Source organism: Paenibacillus sp. J22FR83, assembly GCF_059691955.1.
This window is the reverse complement of sequence record NZ_JCAUAM010000001.1, coordinates 40,715-62,851: the sequence shown is the minus strand read 5'-3', so window position 1 is coordinate 62,851 and position 22,137 is coordinate 40,715. Positions and strand designations below refer to the sequence as shown.

The 22,137-nt window shown below is 45.8% G+C and carries 14 protein-coding genes; 11 read left to right on the top strand and 3 right to left on the bottom strand.

Annotation, left to right across the window (positions count from 1 at the left end; genetic code table 11):
• The first annotated feature begins 81 nt into the window (after positions 1-81).
• Complete coding sequence (locus tag AC58PV_RS00190) at positions 82-1,614, top strand: type 2 periplasmic-binding domain-containing protein (RefSeq protein ID WP_497430277.1); 1,533 nt, start codon at positions 82-84, stop codon at positions 1,612-1,614.
• Between the two features lie 63 nt (positions 1,615-1,677).
• Positions 1,678-2,514, top strand: coding sequence for a Gfo/Idh/MocA family oxidoreductase (locus AC58PV_RS00185; RefSeq protein WP_497430276.1), 837 nt, complete (start codon positions 1,678-1,680; stop codon positions 2,512-2,514).
• A gap of 147 nt (positions 2,515-2,661) precedes the next feature.
• Here the strand turns inward: AC58PV_RS00185 and AC58PV_RS00180 are convergent, their stop codons facing one another.
• The 3 genes from AC58PV_RS00180 to AC58PV_RS00170 are packed head-to-tail and all read right to left on the bottom strand — an operon-like array spanning position 2,662 to position 8,522.
• Positions 2,662-5,823, bottom strand: coding sequence for an Ig-like domain-containing protein (locus tag AC58PV_RS00180; protein WP_497430275.1), 3,162 nt, complete (start codon positions 5,821-5,823; stop codon positions 2,662-2,664).
• Positions 5,824-5,842: 19 nt separating this feature from the next.
• The gene (locus AC58PV_RS00175) at positions 5,843-6,901 is read right to left on the bottom strand and encodes a Gfo/Idh/MocA family protein (RefSeq protein ID WP_497430274.1); all 1,059 of its coding nucleotides are present in this window, start codon (positions 6,899-6,901) and stop codon (positions 5,843-5,845) included.
• Positions 6,902-6,926: 25 nt separating this feature from the next.
• Positions 6,927-8,522: an FAD-dependent oxidoreductase gene (locus AC58PV_RS00170; RefSeq protein ID WP_497430919.1), complete on the bottom strand. Its 1,596-nt coding sequence runs from the start codon at positions 8,520-8,522 to the stop codon at positions 6,927-6,929.
• Between the two features lie 226 nt (positions 8,523-8,748).
• Here AC58PV_RS00170 and AC58PV_RS00165 point away from each other — a divergent pair, with 226 nt between their 5' ends.
• From AC58PV_RS00165 to AC58PV_RS00125, 9 genes are all read left to right on the top strand, one after another.
• On the top strand, positions 8,749-9,849 hold the full coding sequence (locus tag AC58PV_RS00165; protein WP_497430273.1) for an SGNH/GDSL hydrolase family protein: 1,101 nt from the start codon (positions 8,749-8,751) through the stop codon (positions 9,847-9,849).
• Positions 9,846-11,354, top strand: a complete 1,509-nt coding sequence (locus tag AC58PV_RS00160; protein ID WP_497430272.1) for an extracellular solute-binding protein — start codon at positions 9,846-9,848, stop codon at positions 11,352-11,354. Before AC58PV_RS00165 ends, AC58PV_RS00160 begins: the two co-directional genes overlap by 4 nt.
• On the top strand, positions 11,330-13,180 hold the full coding sequence (locus tag AC58PV_RS00155; RefSeq protein WP_497430271.1) for a cache domain-containing sensor histidine kinase: 1,851 nt from the start codon (positions 11,330-11,332) through the stop codon (positions 13,178-13,180). The genes AC58PV_RS00160 and AC58PV_RS00155 overlap by 25 nt, the downstream gene beginning before the upstream one ends.
• A 53-nt stretch (positions 13,181-13,233) precedes the next feature.
• On the top strand, positions 13,234-14,640 hold the full coding sequence (locus AC58PV_RS00150) for an MATE family efflux transporter (RefSeq protein ID WP_497430270.1): 1,407 nt from the start codon (positions 13,234-13,236) through the stop codon (positions 14,638-14,640).
• A gap of 418 nt (positions 14,641-15,058) precedes the next feature.
• Positions 15,059-16,801 carry a sensor histidine kinase gene (locus tag AC58PV_RS00145; RefSeq protein ID WP_497430269.1) on the top strand — a complete coding sequence of 581 codons (1,743 nt, stop codon included), beginning with the start codon at positions 15,059-15,061 and terminating at the stop codon, positions 16,799-16,801.
• Positions 16,802-18,466 carry a response regulator transcription factor gene (locus tag AC58PV_RS00140; RefSeq protein ID WP_497430268.1) on the top strand — a complete coding sequence of 555 codons (1,665 nt, stop codon included), beginning with the start codon at positions 16,802-16,804 and terminating at the stop codon, positions 18,464-18,466.
• A 107-nt stretch (positions 18,467-18,573) separates the two neighbouring features.
• Positions 18,574-20,238 (top strand): extracellular solute-binding protein, encoded by a 1,665-nt coding sequence (locus AC58PV_RS00135; RefSeq protein ID WP_497430267.1) that lies wholly within the window; start codon positions 18,574-18,576, stop codon positions 20,236-20,238.
• Between the two features lie 108 nt (positions 20,239-20,346).
• Complete coding sequence (locus AC58PV_RS00130; RefSeq protein WP_497430266.1) at positions 20,347-21,240, top strand: ABC transporter permease; 894 nt, start codon at positions 20,347-20,349, stop codon at positions 21,238-21,240.
• 17 nt (positions 21,241-21,257) lie between these two features.
• The gene (locus AC58PV_RS00125; protein WP_497430265.1) at positions 21,258-22,136 is read left to right on the top strand and encodes a carbohydrate ABC transporter permease; all 879 of its coding nucleotides are present in this window, start codon (positions 21,258-21,260) and stop codon (positions 22,134-22,136) included.
• Position 22,137: the final 1 nt, after the last annotated feature.

Here is a 22,137-nt window from a genome sequence, read left to right as displayed (position 1 = left end):
TGGGCCAACTCTGCAATGGTTCCAAGTTTGTTGGTATATGGCAGTATCCATACTCATAGGGAAAAATAGGGAGGCTCTTACATGGTGAAAAAAATGTTAGTTCTCATGTCCATTACAGCGGTGACAGCGGCGATTACAGCTTGTGGTGGAACCGGTTCAACTACAAGTAGTTCCACAACGCCAGCCCCATCTGCGGCACCTGTTGCAACCGCCGATGCGAATAAGCCAAAACCGGAATTCAAAGCATTGCTGCAGTATGCACGTTTTGATCCCAATACCGAAGTTGTCGCCAAGTTCCTGAATGAAAAAACGGGCTACAAGGTGACCTACGACATGCTGCCGGTTGAGAATCCAGATGACAAACTCAATTTGCTGATGGCGAACAAAGAGAAATATGCTTATATGCTGCTTAGTGGACCTCAATATTCGAAGTTAGCAGCTTCAGGTGCGCTGGAGCCGATTGATGAGTTGGTCAACAAATATGGTACGAATATGAAAAATGTGATTTCCCAGACTTCTTGGAACGGTGCGAAGCTGAATGGTAAAATTTTCGGCATCCCGCAAACAGGATCAGGGACAATTGTAAATACACAGCTAATCGTTCGTCAGGATTGGATGGATGAGCTAGGCTTGAAAGCACCAACGACACGTGATGAATTGTATACGGTTCTAAAAACATTGAAAGAAAAGAAAAATGTCATCGGTATGTCTGGCGGGAAAAGCCCGCTATTGCCTGAGGTGCTTCCTACTTTTGGCATACCGATGGTTCAGGGGACAGCGACGACTGGGTGGCAGGATGTCAACGGTAAATTGGTGAATTCCGTTGAGAATCCGAATATGAAGAAATATTTGGAATTCATGAAGAAGCTGTACACGGAGAAATTGATCGATCAGGAATGGTCGCTGAACCAAGCGAATAAAGTGATCGAGAATTTCACAAGCGGCAAAGCGGCAATCATTTCAAATGCGTATTTTAACGCGCCGACTGTGCAAAATGCGCTCTTGAAAAACTCCCCAAATGCCAAAATCGGTAGTTTCCCTTACCTCAAAGGGGATGATGGCAAAGTCCAAGTCATGGGCAGCGCAGGGATCAGCTTCTATGTCGGTATACCGAAATGGGCGGATAACAAAGAAGATATTATTAAATACTTGGATCTGAAGCTGGATAAAGATATTTTCAAAGAAGCGGCGATTGGTAAAGAAGGCGTTCACTATAAGTTGGAAAACGGCAATTATTTCCCGATACTGCCGAAATTCAATGATGAATACAACAATGCATCTACGTTCTTGACAGGTGTGGATGAGAAAAATTATCCGATCTACTGGCAAGCGCGTGTTCGCAAAGATCCGATCTTAACGGATTCCTTCAATAAAATACAGGAAGCGGCTAAAGGCAACATTGTGCTGGATCCACTTGCTTTTGCACCACCGTTAGAAGCGATTGGGAAATACAACTTGAAGTTGCAAAAGCTGATGGAAGATACGTACTTGAAATTCATTACGGGTGCAGAACCGCTCGAAAACTATGATAAGTTCCTAGCACAGTGGAAAGCGGATGGCGGGGAAGAAATGACCAAAGCGGCCAATGAATGGTATGCAGCGAACAAGAAATAGGTGAGAAATCCCCTGCGGTGATACCGTGGGGGTTTTCATTACATGAGGGAGTGGAGATTTGACATGAAGAAGATAGGATTTATCGATTATTTTCTAGATGAGTGGCATGCGGAGAAATATCCGGCATGGATTGATAAGGCGTCGAATGGACGTATGCAAGTTGCGTATGCTTATGGGAAGACGAATCAGGATGGAAAGCTCAGTAATGCGCAATGGTGCCAGAAGAAAGGGATTCAGCTGCTGGATGCCATTGCGGAAGTCGTGGAGCAAAGTGATTATTTGGTCGTTCTTTCGCCAGATCACCCTGAGTATCATGAAGAGCTTGCACAGTTGGCGCTGCAGTCGGGCAAGCCAACGTATATTGATAAAACGTTTGCTCCAGATCGCGCAGCTGCGTTACGGATGTTTGAACTCGCCGAGAAGCACCGAACACCCATGTTCTCAACCTCTGCGTTGCGGTTTGCAACGGAGTATGCCGGCATTGAGAAGACTGGGATTGAGTCTATTAATTGCCTAGGGCCTGGTCAGTATGCCAACTATGCCATTCATCAAGTAGAGCCAATCGTCTCGTTAATGGGGACAGAGGTGAGACGCGTGATGTGGACGGGGACAGCGAATACGCCAGCACTGCTGCTTGGGTATGCGGACGGTCGGCAAGCCATGATCAACCTGTATGGCTGGGAGTGTCCGTTTAGCATGGCACTTAATTATGAGGCGGGATCATCGAAATTTCTAAAAATTGAGTCCGATTTCTTCGGGGGATTTATCGAAAATTTGGTAGGATTCTTCGATTCGGGTAAGCCGCCAGTCGCTCAAGAGGAAACGTTGGCAATAGCAACGATTCTTGACTTTGGAGCGAGGGCAGCGAAGACCCCTTATCAGTGGCTGCAACTGAAATGAGCATAGATCCAGTTTCTTCTTTGGGAAGAGGCTGGATCTTTTTTTTGTTCATGCGAGGGAGTGACAAATAGAAAAGGAGATAGTCGGTTCATCCGACTATCTCCTGCAAAGCAACGGTATGAGTATGGAGAGGGAGGGGAGGCTTAATTACTCAAGGTCTTCATCAAAATCAGTCAAGCTCTCTTCACTTTTGTCCTTATGGCTATTGAATACCTTAATCTTAATATCCGCTTGCTTGCCTCGATAGGTGGCTGTGATCGTAGCGGAACCTGGCTTCACTGCTGTGATGATGCCGTCAGCTGTAATGGACGCTACTTTATCGTGGGAAGAGCTATAGGTCACACCTTGGTTGATGTAGCCATCTACACCATCGGAGTAAGTTGCTTTAAGCGGTACTTGGTACGTGTCACCTTTGACAAGACTGTGTTTGTTTTCGTCGAAGCTGAGACGTGTCACATCTACGACAGTGATGACGGACTTAGCGGTTCTGCCCTCAAACGTAGCCGTAATTTCGGTAGTTCCTGCCCTCAAAGCCGTAACGGTACCATCTGCGGCAACCGTTGCTACCGATGGATTACTGGAGTTGTAGGAAGCTCCAGCGACAACGACTCTTGTCTGATCTGAGTAAACAGCGGTCGTAACCGAAGCATGTGTATCGCCTGCAACAAGACGATACGCTGGAGCATCCAATTCGATCCCTGTTAACGTTGGGGCTGTACGTGTGATGGTTATCGTTTTTTCATTTGTCTTGCGATCGTCGACATAGACGGAAACTTGCACGCTATTAACGCCGATGGCAAGCGGGACATTTCCGATAAAGTCTCCATTACTGGACACCTCAGCTGGTACACTATTTAGAAGTACACGTGCCGTCCCCGTTCCAATCACTTCCACTTCGCCTTTGATCTCTAGATTGCTCAGTGCGGTGCTCGTGTTCGCATAGTCCAAATACCCGCGAAGCACAGCTGAACGAACGTCATCGCCAACCTTGAAGGTCCTTGCGACTAACTGTCTTCGGGTTCGCACACCGGAAGCATCCAGTGCAGAGATCACGAAGCCGCCTTGTGGAATCACGCTATTATTAGGCGACATATTGGTCCAGTTCCAAGTAAGCGCCTGGGGTTGGTTCACGACTTTGGTGACTTTACCTGAACTGTCCACGACAGCTTCTACACCGAACGTGCTGGTGGCAGTCGTTTGTCCGAAGTCATCCGAATAGATGTTGAGATTATTCTCGTTCCGACTCACATTGAAGAGATCCCCTTCAAGGAATGACTCAGGATTACCCGGTATACTGGAGCCGATTTGATAATCCTTGACGTATGCGACATCATGGAGAGATGCTTTTACCACAGACCAGTTGACTTGTGACAGATCGAAGAGCATGAGGCCATTCGATTGCGACAAGCCTGCTTGGAACACGGAACGCTGCAACGGCGGGTCTTGGATGTTCGCCAAAGCAATACTGGCGTACATCGGTACTTCACCGTTAGTTACAATATTGCCCAAGGTAATATGATGTTCAATTTCCTTTTGTGTCGTTTGATACGTCCCAATCATTAAGAAATCGATGTTGCCCGAATAACCAGTTTGCGCATAGGAGTCGGTATAAAGGCTATCATCCGGTAGTTGCAAACGGCTGTCGTACTTGAAATTCGGGCTGCCCCAATGGACGCCGTTCAAGTAATAGGACTCAAACCAAGAACCCACATAAGCGGAGGAATAAACCTTATGACCTTTTAAAGCGGAATAACGATCGGTTAGGGAACGAACTTCATCTGTAAACGTTTTGATCACTTGCGAGCGGAACTCCCACCAGTCATTGATGAGCGGACCCGCTTGGCGAACATTGTTCACGTAACTGAAAACATCCGCAGGCCAATTCGTCAGCTGCTTACCCCGTGTAGCAAGAAACGCTTCAAACTTCGCGCGTGTCAGCGGGCTGAAGTCGGCCGTTTCGTTGTCATAGCGGGTACGATCAAGAACAACGCCGTCTACATCGTAGTTCTTGATGACTTCTTCCATATTCTTCAACTCAAACGCTCTAACATCATCATTGGCAGGGTTAACAAATGCAACAAGGGACTTACCCGATGTATAGTATTTGCTTTCTCGCAGACGCAGAATTTGACCGTTATCCTCGGGACGATACACCTGCTCTTCCCAATCTAGATGCTGGTTGAGCAATCCATACTCGTTGTGTGCAGGCGAGCCTTCGGCAAATACATTGAAGGCAGCGTGGATTTTAATACCAAGGGGATGCCCGTATTTGATAAACTCTTCCAACATATCCAAATTCGGATTGGCACCCGCGCGCGTCGGTGCTGTCATCTGGGAGATGTGCGGACGCCCAGTCAAATCGTTCTTCTTATAGTTGGCAAAGCCCTCGACACCTTTGACATCAAGCGCAACCGCCGTCACGCCAGCATCTTTCGCTTTGGTCAACATATCCCGGATATTTTCAGGCGTTTGCAGTTTGAAAATATTGGTACCTTGGTCGACCCAGAGGACGACCTCTTTGGCGGCACTCGTTTGTATTTTATAAAACACAACAAGTGTTTTCCGATCATTCTCTACGCCGTTCTTGGAGGCGACGATATCCAGATAATTAACGCCCTCTGTGAGGTTGACCTCGCTTTGGAAGGAGCCATTCGCCTGCAAAGGAACGGTGAGTTGGTTGATACGAATCGCATAGGCGACACCTGACTCCAAGTTTTCCAACTTGCCGGAAACCGTCGTTTTCGGCGAGGTTACCGTAAACCAATCGTCGTTGTCCAATTTAAGGCGCGCTTGAGGCCCTTGACCTGTCATGAGTGCGGAAACAGGGACTACTTCACCATTTTTTCGCAGCTTAATGAGATCGCCAACCTTGAAGTTTTTCGCTAGATACTGTTTAAAGGTTTTGTTCGCCCAGCTGTCATCATTCGCGACAAGAATGAAACCGCCTTGCGGGATCGTCAAGGTTGTCGGTCCTGTCCAGACAGGCACACCGCCGTTAACGGATGGATTGACGACTCGAGTGACATGATTTGTCGCATCGACGACAACACCGACGGAGGTGGTGCCAACGGTAACGGATGTTGCAAATTCCGTAGTGTATAGTGCGACATAATCGGTGATTCGACTCATATCCGTATCAATGGCATTAATTTGCTTGCGCGGACCCTCAATATCGATGGTGATATCGACGGGAGCCGCTTCTACTTCAATGAAATCAGTGGGACTGGTTGCCGCAGATGCGGTGATGGACCAAGAAGAAGCGAGTAGTGTAATCAATAAAGTCATGATTAGCCATTTCGAATTTTTCAATTGGTTTCACATTCCTTCCCTAGAAACGGATTTCTTCACCTTTTTCACTAGATTCATAGACGCCGCAAAGTATTTTCATCATCTCAACCCCATCTTGTACAGGAGAAAGAGTCTCCTTGATACCTTGACACACTTCAATGAAGTAGTTGATCTCGTCCTGGAAGCCAGCGACGAAATCGAAGCTCAAATTATTAATTTGCGGAGTGAGGTTCAAGATCGTATCGTATTTCTCCGTAATGATGGAGAGCTGAGGCTCTAATTCTGCTCCGCCTTTCTCCCCATAGAGCTTCACTGTTAATTCATCTTCCTTGGCATGCAGCGTAAAGCTAACATCTACGAGAATCGAAGCGCCGTTCTCAAATCGAATCAAAGCATTGGCCAAGTCCTCGACAGTATTGTGCGTAGGATCGTAATCGGCAGCTTTGTAAAAGGCCAAGTTCTTCACATTGGCGCGATTACCTAACTTTTTGTAGGTATTACCAGAAATCGACTTTACTTTAGGTCGGCCCATCAAATACCAGCATAGGTCAATTACGTGTACACCTACGTCAATCAGAGGACCGCCTCCTGAACGATCTACATCAGAGAACCAGCCGCCAGGGTTGCCCAAACGACGAATGCAGGAAGCCTTCGCGTAATAAATATCGCCGAGTTCATTGTTATCGAGGAACGATTTGATGATACGGGTATTCGATGCGTAACGGCGAACGAAACCGACTTGCAGCGTTTTGCCTGTCCGCCGAACGGCGTCCTCAACAGCCAGCGCTTCGCTGACTGATGTACACAACGGCTTTTCGGTGAGTACGTTTTTGCCAGCTTCCAAGGCAGCAATGGAGATTTGGGCATGACTGTTATTCCATGTACAAATGCTTATCGCATCTACTGCGTCGTTCGCTAACAGATCTTCATAGCTCGTATAGACATGTGGAATGCCGTATTTTTCTGCTTTGGCCTTCGCGCGTTCCTCGTTCAAGTCACAGATGGCATATAGTTCAGCATCTGGATTCGTATGATACGATTTCAAATGCATTTCGGATATGGAACCTGCGCCTACGACACCAATACGTATTTTACTCATGAACATGCACCTCATCTTTCACATATTAAACGGGACGAATCGCAGGCCAAGCCAGCTCGATACCGTAACTTTCAAGCATATTTTGGAAAATGCGTAGTTCAGAAGCTTCGTTGCGCACTTCGCGTGGCAGGATGCCACGGTCGATGCAGCGGCTTGCGAGAAACCCGGCGGCTTCGCCGATGTTCCATTCGACGGGATGCAGTCGGTAACATCCATTGGTGATGTGGGTGACGCCTAGGTTTTTGCAAGCTGGCAGCAAATTGTTCATGCGTACTGGGATTAAGCTGCCAAGTGGAATCTGGAAAGGCAGCGAAGAGATATCGATATAGTGACGATTGCCTGTACTTGGATGGAGATCTATGCGATAACAGCCAATGCCAACGGAATCATGGAACTGTTCCGCTTTCCCGTCAGGACGACAAGCTGTGCTCACATGTTGTTCAAGGACGGTAAACTCGGCCTTGATCCTGCGTGACTCTCTTATGTAGGGATACATAGCGAGCCCGTCGTCTGTGCCTACAATATCCGGGCGCAGGCGAAGACCAGGGTAACCTTGCCCGCCATCTGGCCTAGGCGCTTCGGTTTGCAGCCAATACAGCAGCGATAAGCTGAGTTGTTTTGCATCCCATAAGTGTTGCTCTCTTTCTTCGGCGCTGACGTCAATCACGGATCCTAGCCAGTAGTCGTTCTGCGGCCAATTGACCAGTGTAATGTCGCCAGGGTAAAAGCCTTCCTCGAAATTGCGGCCATCAATAATGCGCCGATAGAAGAATAAGGAGTACTTGTCCGTGCCTTCAAACAGTTCATAGGAGACATGTTCCAATGTGCTCGGACGAACACCCGACCAGCTGAGCAACTTATCTGGCCAGAACTCCGCTTTGTACGCTTTCCAGAAGTCATAGCGCTCGGGCTTTGGAATGGTGTGATCTTCTCCTTCGATGTAGTCCATGGCGAAGCACTGCGTAAATCCCTGCATGTCTTGCGGCAGTGCATCGCCCTCTACGGCATTCGGCTCGCCAGTCTGACTTTTGGACTCAGCTCCTGTCACATATTCCGCACCCGCAAGTGGCAGCACATCGCCACATTCGGTGGCGTCAAGGAAATAAGCCGCATACAGCGTTATCCTATCGCCGCTCGTCAAGTTGCGAACGAGAACGGAACGGATATCATCGCCGTCCACGTCTACGGATTCTATGCGATGACGAGTTAGAATCTGCAACCGCCCACTGTTAACATAAGGAGCCAGCATCTCGTGCAGGACCGCTAATGCTGCCCGCGGCTCATGGCATAACCGTGATACGCCGCCATTGCCAGGATTAAGCAGCGGTCGAGAACGCGCGTCTGCGGTAAGTGGGAAATGACGGCGGTAATAGTCACGCACACCATCTCGGAACTGTCGATAACTGCGTGTGCAGCCAAATTGTTCGATCCATGGGTGTTCATCTGGCGGAACGGCTTGGCTCGTTAATTGGCCGCCGATCCAGTCGGTTTCCTCGGTCATGATTACTTTTTTTCCGGATTTGGCAGCGGCTAGCGCGGCTGCATAGCCGCCGGTTCCGCCGCCGATCACGACGATATCAGCCTGGTAAGTGTGTGTATGGGGATTGCTTGTCGTGTTCACCAATGATGATTGTCCCTCCTTTAACCAATTCACCTGCAAGCATTTACAGGTTATCCCTATTGTATTACAGCGGGTTCATAGTCACAGCGGAGGACGATGACTTCTTTTGGTACTTTAATAACCCATTCATGGTGAAAAAAAAGGGATTGTACAAGCGAGGGCGAAGAAAGATTATCTAGTAAGATAACAGAATGGATACGAAATCATAATTAGGGGAGAGATGACCATGAGTAATCAACCGCCATCAAATGACGTTCTGAAATTGGATGCGAATATGAGGATTCCACAAATGGGTGATCAAGGATTGGAGTGGTACTCGCCGCTCGAGCAACCTTTTTATGTAGCAGGTTTTGGATGGCTGAAAGAGAAACAGCAATACCGTCGTCTGCCAGCAAAACCTGCCTGGGTACTGCCCGAAGCGGTGGATCAAATAGCAAACTGTACAGCCGGCGGGCAAATTCGTTTTACGACCAATGCGGTCTCGCTTTCCATTAAAGTGAAGCTGTCCAGCGCTGCCAATATGTATCATATGCCAGCAACAGGTCAATGCGGATTCGATTGTTACATCGGTGAGCCAGGTGAACAGTTCTATTGCAGTACAACGCGCTACGATGCGAAACAAACGGAATATGAAAGCGTTATGTTTACAGATATGGACCGAGCATATAGAAGCGTCACGTTGAATTTCCCATTGTACCAAGGCGTTCAGGAAGTGTGGATTGGCTTGGATCCATCGGCTCAAATCGCACCTCCACCAGCCTACGATAACAGCGAAAAGATCATCTTTTACGGGACTTCCATCACGCAGGGAGGTTGTGCTACCCGTCCTGGAATGGCTTATCCCAATATACTATCCAGGCGAGTGAATAGGGAATTTCTGAATCTAGGCTTCTCAGGTAATGGCAAAGGAGAGCCCGAGCTTGCGCACATTCTAGCAGAAATACCGGATCCCGCTTGTCTCGTCTTGGATTATGAGGCGAACTGCGTTTCCACGGAGAGCTTGCAAACCACGTTGCCCGAATTCATTCGTATCTATCGAAATAAGCATCCGTATACGCCAATTCTTGTGGTTTCATGTATTACTTATGCGAAGGAACGGTATAGCGAGGCATTGAGGTTGGAAAAGGAAGAGCGTAAAGGCGTCCAGCGCCGCACGGTCGAGCTCCTGCGAGAAAATGGGGATGCCAACATTTATTTCTATGATGGTTCAAGGTTACTAGGCGAACAAGGGCACGAAACCACTGTCGATGGCGTGCATCCGACTGATCTAGGATTTCTGTTTATGGCTGACGGACTCACGCCTGTTCTCAAAGAAATACTGGAATGATGAGACGAACGAGGGCAGCATTTCTAGTCATGATCACTTGTTGCTTAATTGCAGGCTGCGGTATTTCAAATTTGACTTTAAAGGAAGAGAATAACATAAGTGCAGCAAGTGAACCTGCAATTCGAATCGTCGCGAACAGCCTAGGTATGAATTTCCCGGAGGGGATGGATGAGAATCATAATCCGTATCTCAGCTATATCGAGAAGAACATCGGTGTTCAGGTCAATGTGACGCTCCCTCCGCTCAATGGCTATGATGAAAAGCTTAATGTCATTATGGCGTCTGGCGAGCCTCCGGATTTGTTGAATACAAGCGATCCATCGTGGTTTATTCATTTCGTAAATCAGAAGGCGCTGACGCCTTTGGATGACTATATTGATAAGTACGGAGCAAATCTGAAAGCCAAAATTCCCAAGGAAGCTTGGGATAATGTCACCGTAGATGGCAAGATCTATGCGATCCCGAGTCTGAACGAGGTGAAGGGAACCGAAATTATTTATGCCAGGAAGGATTGGCTGGATAAGCTAGGACTGCAGCCTCCTAAGACAATCGACGAGTATACGGCGGTGATGAAGGCATTTGCTGAGAGAGACCCAGATGGCAATGGGAAGAGAGATACGTACGGTTTATCGATACTGGAGCGGCTGCGCAGAACTTCGCCATTTCTAGGTGCATTTGGTGTGCAAATGAAAGCGTGGTACGAACGAGACGGTAAATTGGTCTACTCGGGAATCCTTCCAGAAATGAAGGAGGCGCTTCTGTATCTGCGAGGCTTATATGACGCTGATATTCTAGATCCCGAATTCCCTTTGAATAAAATTGATGTGCTTGGCGAAAAAATTGTAAGCGGACGCGTAGGTTTGTTCTCAGCAGCGTGGTCAGACACGCGCGCACATATAGCCGCAAATCGCAAAGCTGATTCCAACGCGGAGTGGATCCCACTGGATTTCCCAATCGGTCCGAACGGGAAACATGGTGTTTACAGCACGACGAACGTCCGATCCTATAACGTGATTCCGAACAAAAGCGAGAACGCCGAAGCAGTCGTTAAGTTTTTGGATTTCATCGCAGGTCCAGGACAAACGAGTTTAAAGCTCGGCTTTGAGAACGAAATTTGGACAAGGGTCAATGGGAAATTGTCCATACGTTTTGATGAGCATTCGAAGCACGGCTATCGTGGGATCTACGGTGCGTTAGCGGATGTTGCAGATCCCAATGTCACGCGAGATCGGTTGGAAGCTCTAGGTTTACAGTTCCGACTATATGATAATATCCAACGGATCGAACAGAATTTGATGGTTGACCGATTCAATGGCCCACCAACACCAGCAATGGGGAAGCATCAAGTGAAGCTATCTAAGCTTCAAGAGGATACATTTACGCGAATTATTGCCGGCTTAAGCCCTATAGAAGAGTTCGACGCTTTTGTGAAAAAGTGGAAGGAAGCTGGGGGCGATGAAATTACTGGGGAAGTGAATGAATGGTGGCGAGAAACCAACCCATGATGAAAGAGTTCATATCCCGAATTCGTAAATTACTAACCAGTTATATTCAAGTTCGGTTAACTTGGTATTTTCTCCTTATTTTACTCCCATTAGCCGGATTTAGCTTATTTGCCATTGCCAAATCGCAGGTGATATTGGAAGTGCAGACGGGGGAAAGAACACAGGGAGCTCTGCATACCATGACGGATTATCTTGACCTCACCTTGCAAAATATTGAACAGCTGTCCTCCTTGATCGCGTTCGATTCGAATGTTAACACTACGTTGCAGTCTGTTGGTCAAGAGCCGGAAAAGCAGTCGTTCGTTCGCTTTGCCCAAGTCATGGATCAGATCACTAGCATGACGACTGTCAATCTCATTGTAGATCAAATCACGATTATTCATATGCCTTCGCGCACTGTCATTTCTACCAAATTCGGTGGAGGCAAGCTGCCTGCGGGGGCGGAGAACCAAGAGTGGTACCAGCATTTGATGGAGGCAAACGGGGGAACGATTTTTTTTACACCGCAGGTAGGGGAATCCTACTTTGATGCAGACAGTGTGCATCTGATTCGGACGATGGATCCGTATAACCGCACGCTGATGAATCCGAATTTACTTATTTTATCTGTCAAAAAGAGTGCACTTATCGAGCTTGCGAAACCTCTCCTGCCTTCCAAGAACGCGAATATTTATCTCTTCGATAATGACGGAAGATCGATCACGGGCACAGGTGGAAGTGTGAATAACCAAGTTAGGGAGAAGGGCGACAAAGTCAGAACGATTCGCAAATCGCCTCAGACAGGAACGGAAATGGTCACGATCAGTGTGAAATCCAAGCTATCTGGATGGTCGCTGATGATGGAGCAGCCCCTATGGGAAATTCGGAGTCATACCGACTCGTTGAAAGTTTTCTCTTATGGCATTTTAGTCGTTAGTTTAGTCTTGGCGATTTGGACTTCTTGGATTATTTATCGGGGTATCTCCGCGCCGCTGCGCAAATTAGCGTATGGGATGAAGCAGCTCCGCACAGGGAATTTCACCATTCAATTGGAGGATACCCGGGTCGATGAATTAGGCTATGTGATTGAGTCCTTTAACCGAATGGCGGAGAATCAGAAAACACTGATTCGAGATCACTACGAGAAGCAGCTTTTATTATCCAAAATGGAACTGAAATTTTTGCAATCTCAAATTAATCCGCATTTTCTCTACAACACTTTGGATTCCATTTATTGGACGGCCAAAAACTATGAAGCTGATGAAATTAGCGAAATGGTCTTGAATCTATCAAAATTTTTCCGTTTAAGCTTGAATAAAGGGAATGAGACCTTTACTGTTAAGGAAACGATTGAACATTTGAAATATTATATTAAAGTGCAGCAATTGCGATTCTTGGACCATTTCACGGTACGCTTCGATATTGCGGAGGAAAGTGCGCATTATCATGTGCTGAAGCTCCTCCTTCAGCCATTGGTCGAGAATGCTGTGCTGCATGGCTTAGAGAAACAGAGCAGCGGCGGGGAACTTGCCATTTCTTCCTATGTGGATGGCGGTTATCTCGTCCTGGAAGTACGCGACAATGGCGTTGGTGTTAGCAAGGACAGGCTGGACTATATCTGCGCCAAGTTAGAAGAAGCAGCTAGACAAGCGTCCGAAGGTATTTCTACGGATACCAAAAAAGAAAAAGACCTGTTCGGGTTGCGAAATGTCGTTGCGCGAATGAAGATGTATTATGGGGATGAGTCACAATTTCTATTTGAAAGTGGTCATCACATGGGAACGCGAATTACACTTCGTCTCCCACTCGACATGTGTGATTCACCCATAGAGGAGCAGGCAGTGTAGCGTTCACTGAGATCATACAGCATGATAAATATAACGAAAAAGAAGATGATGTGATGGGAACTGCATGGAGCTTGAGACGGAAAGCTTGGATGCATAAGCATTTCTCCGGCAAAGTGATGGATTATCAACAGATTATTGGCTTGTATATACCGATCCTTATCGATCAGGCTTTCCTTGTTGGGCTTAATTTGGTGAATATTGCGATGATTAGTTCATCAGGCGTAGCTGCCGTTAGTGCAGTAAGTATGATTGATTCGCTGCAAATATTTCTGATCAGCGTATTCGTAGCCGTTTCAACAGGCGGAACGGTGGTGGTCGCTCAGTATAAAGGAAGCGGAAATGAAGGCATGGTAGCCAAAGCTGCAGCCAGTTCCATTTCTCTGGTGTCAGCATTTGCGCTCGCCATTAGCTTGTTAATGATTGTTTTTCATACGCCAGTCTTAACGCTGCTATTCGGAACAGCCTCTCCGGAGGTTTTCGCTTATGCCAAGACCTATCTGATAGGGAGTAGTGCCTCTTATGTGGGTATTGCGATTGTTGAGGCGGTTTGCGGTGCATTAAGGGGGATCGGGAAGTCCCGGACATCCTTGAAACTCTCACTAATCATGAATCTATCGTATGTCCTACTGAACGTAATATGTATTCAATTCTTACATATGGGCGTGCATGGGTTGATTATCGCTGTGAATGTGTCCAGATTTCTCGCGGCAATCGTAGCTGTGCTGTATGTGGTGAAATTAGATACGAATTTCCAAATGCGATTATACGACTTACTTCATGTGAATATCGCGATGATGAAGAAGATTTTATTTATCGGGATTCCTTTTGCAGCCGAGCAAATGTTCTTTAATGGGGGTAAAATTGTAACCCAAGTGTTTATCGTTAGTCTAGGGACGCACGCTATGGCGACGAATGCGATTGGCGGGACGCTCGCAGGATTGTTACAGATTCCTGCTGCCGCGCTGTCTCTAACGACGGTAACTGTGATTGGACAATGTATGGGTGCGCAAAATGTGAAAGATGCTCGCAAGTTTACCAAATCGTTCCTTGGGCTTGCATCGTTTACACTTTTCCTGACGGCACTGATCCTGCTTCCATTGTTCAAGCCGTTGATCAGTTTTTTTCACCCGCCAGAAGATATCATTCGGGAGCTCTTCATTATCGTGTTGATTAATGCAATCGCGCAGGTTCCCCTGTGGCCAATCAGCTTTCTTCTGCCAGCTGCGCTGCGCGCTGCGGGAGATTCCAAATTCACATCGGTGACTTCCATGTTGTCCATGTGGCTATTCCGGGTTGTTCTGGGCTATGTGCTAGGCATCATGTTTCACATGGGTATTATCGGCGTATGGTTAGCCATGAATATTGAATGGGGCGTTCGTGGGCTCATCTTCCTTTGGCGTTTCAAGGGAGATCGGTGGTATCGCCATCGATTGATTGAGCCAGCTGCGGAGTTGAAATAAAGAAGACAAGATGACAGAAAGTACGAAGACACCTTCCTTGCGACGGTGTTTTTTCTTGTCTTCTCATCTATATTTTCAAATAAATGGAAAATATCCATTTAATGTTGCCGAATTCATTGTATTTCAGTGAATAGATGGAGAAGATACATGTAAATTAAGCGAGATTGATAGTTTGGAGGATTATAGCAGAAATTAACTGTAGGAAATCCATCTATTGCTCCCAAATGGTAAGAATCGACGGAAATAACAACATAAAATCCATTTATTTGATATGAGTCTTAATGATTAGAATTGTTCACTTCAAAGTTGGTACGGTTCATGTTAGTATTGCTACTAAACTAACTTTCGGGTAGTCTTACAGAGGATCCGAATGAATATAGAGGTGGATATTTTTTTTTTTCACAAAAGGGGGATTACTATGAATCTGAATCTAACGAGGCATCCTTGGAAGAAAAATGCGCTCAGAAGATTGATTCTCTCGTTTATTTGCATTCTGTTACCACTCTATATCCTCAGCATGATTATTTATAATTGGGGGATCCGAACGTTGCAGGACGAAATATCCAAATCTATGATCTCGCAAGTATCTGGGTATTTCAGCGGATTGGAGGAGGAGTTCAGACGCATTCAAACGTTGCAGTACGATGTGTTAAGCGATGATAATTTAAATGCATTAGGAGCAATTCCGGATTCGTTGAATGATATTGAGAAGATGCAAAGCATACTAAGACTTCAGCAGCGGCTGAATGCCATTCGCAACAGTTCGACGTATATTAAAGATGTGTACGCTTACATCCCTGCTATTCAAAAAAACGTCTCAGCGTTGACAATCTCCTCTTTTAATCAGCAGGAATTTGAAAAGTTGAGGAATATTCCATTGACGTTGGATTCGCAGGTAATGAATGTGGATGGCAGGATGTATCTAAGCGCTGTGTATCCCTTCTCTACACCTAGTAGTAAAAGAGGCCCGCTATTCATTGTAGCCATCGAACTGTCGAAGGAAAAGCTGGAGGATCATTTGAAATTAATGATTAACTCGCCCGATGAGGGATTGATTTTCAATAGCTCACAGTTTGTTATCACAACAAGTCACGATGCGGCATTCGATAAGGAAATCTCTGCCCATATGTCCAGTAGCACGAATATTGGCAATGCACAGAAACTTGTTATCCATGATAAGCATTATTTGGCTGTATATACGTCATCTAACTTTTTCGGTGCAGTGTTGAGCAAATATGTGCCGGAAAACGCAGTGTTTCAACCGCTTCAGAAGTATAGGAGTTGGTTTCTATTACTTGCAGTCGTAGCCTTCGTTATTATTGTTATTTATTCGTTATATGTGTACAAATATATTCACAAACCGCTGGATAAGCTGGTCAAAGCTTTTCGGAAAATCGAACATGGCGATTTCGAGGTTCGTATCGAGCATGCGATTAATGATGAGTTCCAGTACATTTATAAACGATTCAATGTGATGCTTGAAAATTTGAAATCCTTAATTGATCAGGTGTATAAACAGCAGATTTTAACCCAGAGAGCAGAATTGAAACAGCTGCAATCGCAGATTAACCCGCACTTTCTTTACAATAACCTGTTTATTCTGAGTACGATGGCACGCCTTGGTGATTACGAGAATCTCGAGCAATTCACGAATCAGTTGGGCGAGTATTTTCAATTTGTTACACGGAATAGCTCAGATGAGGTACCGCTCTGGAAAGAAGTCAATCACGCCAAAGTATATGCCGAAATTCAAACGATGCGATTTTCGAATCGGCTTCGGGTCGAATTCGATGATTTGCCTGAAAATATCGGACATGTCATGGTACCGAGGTTAATTTTGCAGCCGATTATTGAAAATGCCTTCGAACATGGTTTGGAAAGAAAGCCTGCGAAAGGCATGTTGCGGGTTCGTCTTCTTAAGGTTGGGAACGAGATTCAGATGATGGTTGAAGATAACGGTGAGGAGCTTGATGGAGAACGAATTGCCTTGCTTAACGAGGCTTTATCCAATCAAGAAGGGTTGGAGACGACTGGTATTTTGAATATTCACCAACGAATTCGTTTGAAGTTTGGAGCGTCTAGTGGTCTATTTGTGGAGCGAAGTGAATGGGGCGGTATGAAGGTAACAATTGTAATTGATCACATGAACGGAGGCGTATAAATGTACAGAGTACTGGTCGTAGACGATGAGATGATCATTGCAGATGGGTTGTACGAAGTGCTGCAGTCCATCCCGCAACTGGAGTTGGATGTGTATAAAGCTTATTCAGGTATGGAGGCTGTTCGGCAATTCGATCGAACGCGCTTCGATATCGTGCTAACCGATATTCGTATGCCAGGACTGGATGGCTTGCAGCTCCTAGAGAAGATTCGTGAGAGATGGCCGCAATGCCGAGTTATTTTTCTGACGGGATACAATGAATTTTCCTATATTTACTCGGCTATTCAGTATGAGAAGGTAAGTTATTTACTGAAGACCGAGGGGTACGCGAAAGTCATACAGATGGTGGAGCATGCGGTAACGGAAATTGAAACGGAGCTCAAGGCGCAGTCCCTGCTGAAAATAGCCCAAGAGCAATTGGATAACATGCGGGGTATGCTTCAGAACGAATATGTAAAGCGTATTCTGAATGAGCAGTTAGACATAAAGGAGATTCATCAAGAGCAATTTGATGAGCTAGCGATATCGCTCCAAGCAGATCGGCCTATTCTCATTATGCTTGGACGAATTAACAGCTTATCGAATCGGACGACTTATTCCGAAAAGTCCCGGCAGCTCTACAGAATTAAGCGGATCGCTGAGCAATATTTGTCTTCACACGTGTCTTTTGTTGATGTGGTGAATGAGCATATGGATCTGATTTGGCTAATTCAACCGCTTGGGGATCATTTGGATGAAGAGGGATGGAAGCGAACATTGACGTTCGTAAAAGGGAATCTGGAGTTGGTACAGGCGGCCTGTCGGGAATCTGTCGGGGAGTTATTGTCTTTCGTGCTTGATGACAGTACAGTAGCGTGGACTGATGCAGCAGAACGCTTCGCGACCCTCACGATGTTGATGAATTATCGCATTGGTCAAGGGAGCGGTATGCTCTTGCTGGACAAACAGATGGTGGAGCAAGAGCTCCAACAGTCGGACGGCAGCCACCGGGAGAAGCCACAGATTCGCCAAGCCAAATTGGAGCAGCTCGCTGATCAATTAGAACATGGGCAACGGATGGAATTCAGCAAGACGCTGCTTGCTTGTGCCAATTCATTGAAGGAAATCGACAGCATGCATGATGTTCCTGCGCAAGAGCTTTATTATGCCATTGGATTGGTCTTCTTATCCTATATGAATCGTTGGAATTTGGTTGAGACGGTTGCGACACAGATCGGACTTCACAAGCTTATGCAGCCTGGGGAGCACGAGTCATGGAAGATCGCCTTTGAGTATCTCGCACGTGTTGAAGAAATTCTATTCAATCTTCAGAATCAAGAGGAAGAGCGAAGGGCGAATGCCATTATTTCCTTGATTCAGAAGCATATTAAAGATAACCTTCATAATCCAGATGAGGTCTCGCTGGTGAAATTAGCGGAATTAGTGTATTTCAATCCGTCCTATTTATCACGATTATTTAAACAGGTAACTGGCAACAATTTATCCGATTATATTTCTTCGACCCGTATGACAAGAGCCAAGAGTTTACTTGAGAATCCGAATATTAAAATTCAAGAGGTTGCTGAGCAAGTCGGTTATGGAACGGCGACGAACTTTACGCGATATTTTCGCAAGATTACGGGTATGACGCCACTTGAGTATCGGACATCGATATTCAACAAGTAAACAAGTGATTCAAATGTAAAAACATGAATATTGAATGCCGAATGGCTGAGCAGTACCATTAGAGATGTAGCAACGCTAGTATATTTACATCTTTCGGGGAGGTTCACATGAGACAAAGAGATAAAGCGAAAACGGCGGTTATTCTCTCGGCGGCAGGACTATTGGTGCTCTCAGCTTGTAGTTCAGAGGGATCGAAAGATAGTCAGGCATCGGCAACGCCTAATGCTTCTGCAACACCGAACGCGAACTTAATGGCGAAGTATGAGAAACCAGTCGATATTACAGCTTGGCGCTACACAGAAGCAACGTATAAGTATGAAAATGGCGACACGATTGAGAATAATATTTATACCAAAGCTTATCAGAATGATTTGAATATCAACTTGAAATATCAATGGACCGTGCCTGTCGAGCAATTTGATCAAAAGCTGAATGTAGCGATTGCTGCCGGCGATTTGCCGGATGTCATGTGGTTGAAAAACAAGCAACTCACCGATTTGGCTGATAATGATATGCTCTATGACTTGACGGACCTTTATGACAAGTATGCCTCACCAATGGCGAAGAGCATTCTGCAACAGGATCAGAAAGCTTTCGATACAGCCAAAATTGGCGGCAAGCTGATGGCCATTCCACAGACATCATCGGCCATCGACGGTTTACCGCTCTTATATGTCAGGGCGGATTGGTTAACGAAGCTTGGACTTTCGGAGCCGAAATCGATGAAGGAAGTGCTGGCGGTTGCAGAGGCATTCACGAAGAAAGATCCAGACGGCAATGGCAAGGACGATACGTTCGGGATGGCTTTCACGAAGTCGTTCTTAGCAGATACACATTTCGGAACAACGGGTTTCTTCTCCGGGTTTCATGCGTATGCTGGGAAATGGGTGAAGGATGCATCTGGTAAGCAACTTGTCTATGGAAGTATTCAACCAGAAGTGAAAACAGCATTGAAACAACTTCAGGATATGTACGCACAAGGCTTGCTCGACAAAGAGTTTGGTGTTAAAGACAGAGCGAAGGTAACTGAATCCGTTGTTGGAGGCAAAGTAGGTATCTTCTACGGCAGCATGTCAGCGCCATTGTCGATCATTCAGAAGAACATCGATAACGATCCGAAGGCAGATTGGAAAGCGATCCCACTGGTGTCTGTCGATGATAAGAAGGCAACGCCAATCGGTAAAATGCCGATTCAAAGGTATTACGCTGTTAGCAAGAAGAGCAAGAATCCAGAAGCTATTATCAAGCTTCTCAACTTCGCAATGGATGGCTATGACGAGAGTAAGAAGATCAAACCAGAGATGAGCTTCTCCCCTACGAATGTTCCTGTCTATCTCTACAGTCTAATGAATCCAGAGCCAGCGAATAAAAACTTGAGCGCACATAACAACACGCTCAGCGCAATTGCTTCGAACGATCCGTCCAAACTAACGACGGAAGAGAAGGGCTACTATGACAAAATTGTAGACTACCGCAAAGGTAACAATGCGAATTGGGGTACAGAGCGCGTATTCGGTACGCCGAGCAGCTTCGACGTTATCAGCAAGTACGTGAAAGACGATAACTATATGTTGGACGCTTTCTATGGTGCAGCAACACCTACGATGGTTGAAAAGAATGCTTCGCTTCTGAAGTTGGAAGAGGAAGTATTTACGAAGATTATTATGGGCCAGTCCATCGATACATTCGATAAATTCGTTGATGACTGGAAGAAGCTTGGCGGAGATCAGATTACGAAGGAAGTCAACGAGTGGTACGCAAAAAGTAAATAAGACATTGACGGCTTAATACGAGATTGGAGCTTAGGGGGAAGCGGTCGTACACTGCTTTCCCCTTCGTTATTTGCCCATGTATGCAAACGGAGAGGAGTACAAACGGATATGAATAAAAAACTGCAGGAAATTCCTTTGCATCTTATGCTATTACCCGGTGTCATCCTGACAATTATCTTTAGTTATGTCCCGATTGCCGGGATCGTAATTGCTTTCCAAAAATTTGTGCCATCCAAAGGTATATTCCATTCCAAATGGATTGGGCTCGATAATTTCCGCTATATGCTGGAGATGCCTAATTTTGGCGGCGTCGTGTGGAACACAGTTTTCATTGCAGTCATGAAGATACTTGTGCACTTGATTGTGCCGGTCATATTTGCTCTTCTCTTAAATGAGGTCATAAGCACGGCTTTCAAACGTACGATTCAAACGATTATTTACTTCCCGTATTTTCTATCCTGGGTCATCCTGGGAGGCATATTAATTGATATTCTTTCGCCTTCAGGCGGCATTGTGAATCAGATGCTTGGTCTAATTGGCATTCAACCTATTTTTTTCCTTGGCAATGAAAACTGGTTCCCTTTTACACTTGTCGCATCTGACACTTGGAAGGAATTCGGATATAGCACAATCGTATATTTAGCTGCCCTCACAGCCATAGATCAATCCTTGTATGAAGCTGCGGTTGTAGATGGAGCGAACCGTTGGAAGCAGACAATTCACGTTACAATTCCCGGCATGCTGCCTATTGTCACATTGATGACTGTACTGAGTTTAGGAAATGTGCTGAACGCTGGTTTCGATCAGGTGTTTAATCTGTACAGTCCGATGGTCTACAGCACAGGCGATATTATTGATACGATGGTTTACCGGATCGGCTTAGTAGATGCGCAGTATGGTGTAGCGACGGCGGTAGGATTGTTTAAATCCGTTATTGCTTTCATTTTGATTGTCATTTCGAATAAACTAGCCAACCGGTTTACGGGTTATCGGATATTTTAATGTGAGGGGGAAAGGTTATGGGGAAAGTGACAACGAGCAGAAAAGTATTTCTGTTAGTTAACTATATCGTGCTTGGTTTAATAGCGTTCCTATGTCTCTTGCCGCTTATTAACGTGCTAGCTGTCTCTTTCAGCTCTAGCAGTGCTGCGGCAGGTGGTTTCGTCAAGCTCTGGCCTGTGGATTTCACGATTGCCTCGTATAAGCATGCTTTGACGAAGAAGGAATTCATTGAAGGCTTATATGTGTCAGTGCAAAGAGTCGTGTTAGGTTATGCGATTAATATGGTGATTACGATCTTGATTGCCTATCCGCTTTCCAAGGAAACAACGACGCTTCGTGCAAGGAATGTATACGCTTGGTTCTTTATCATTACGATGCTTTTCCATGGTGGATTAATTCCTAGCTATATGACGATGAAAGCGCTCGGTTTGCTCGATACCATTTGGGCGTTAGTGCTTCCTGGAGCTGTTCATGTCTTTAATATGATATTGTTGTTGAACTTTTTTCGGAATTTACCCAAGGAAATTGAAGAAGCTGCGTACATTGATGGTGCGGGGCATTGGAAGGTGCTTTGGAGCATGTATATTCCCTTGTCCAAGCCAGCCTTGGCCACGATCACGTTATTCACCGTAGTTATGCATTGGAATTCGTGGTTCGACGGGTTGATTTATATGAACTCACCATCGAACTATCCGTTACAGAGTTATTTGCAAACGATTATTGTTAATCCGGACTCTAGCACGCTTTCATCAACTGAACTGTACATGTCAGAGGTGTCCGATCGTACATTCAAGGCAGCGCAAGTATTCTTAGCGGCATTTCCGATTCTGATCTTTTATCCATTCCTACAGAAATATTTCATGAAAGGCCTTGTTATGGGCAGTGTGAAAGGATAAC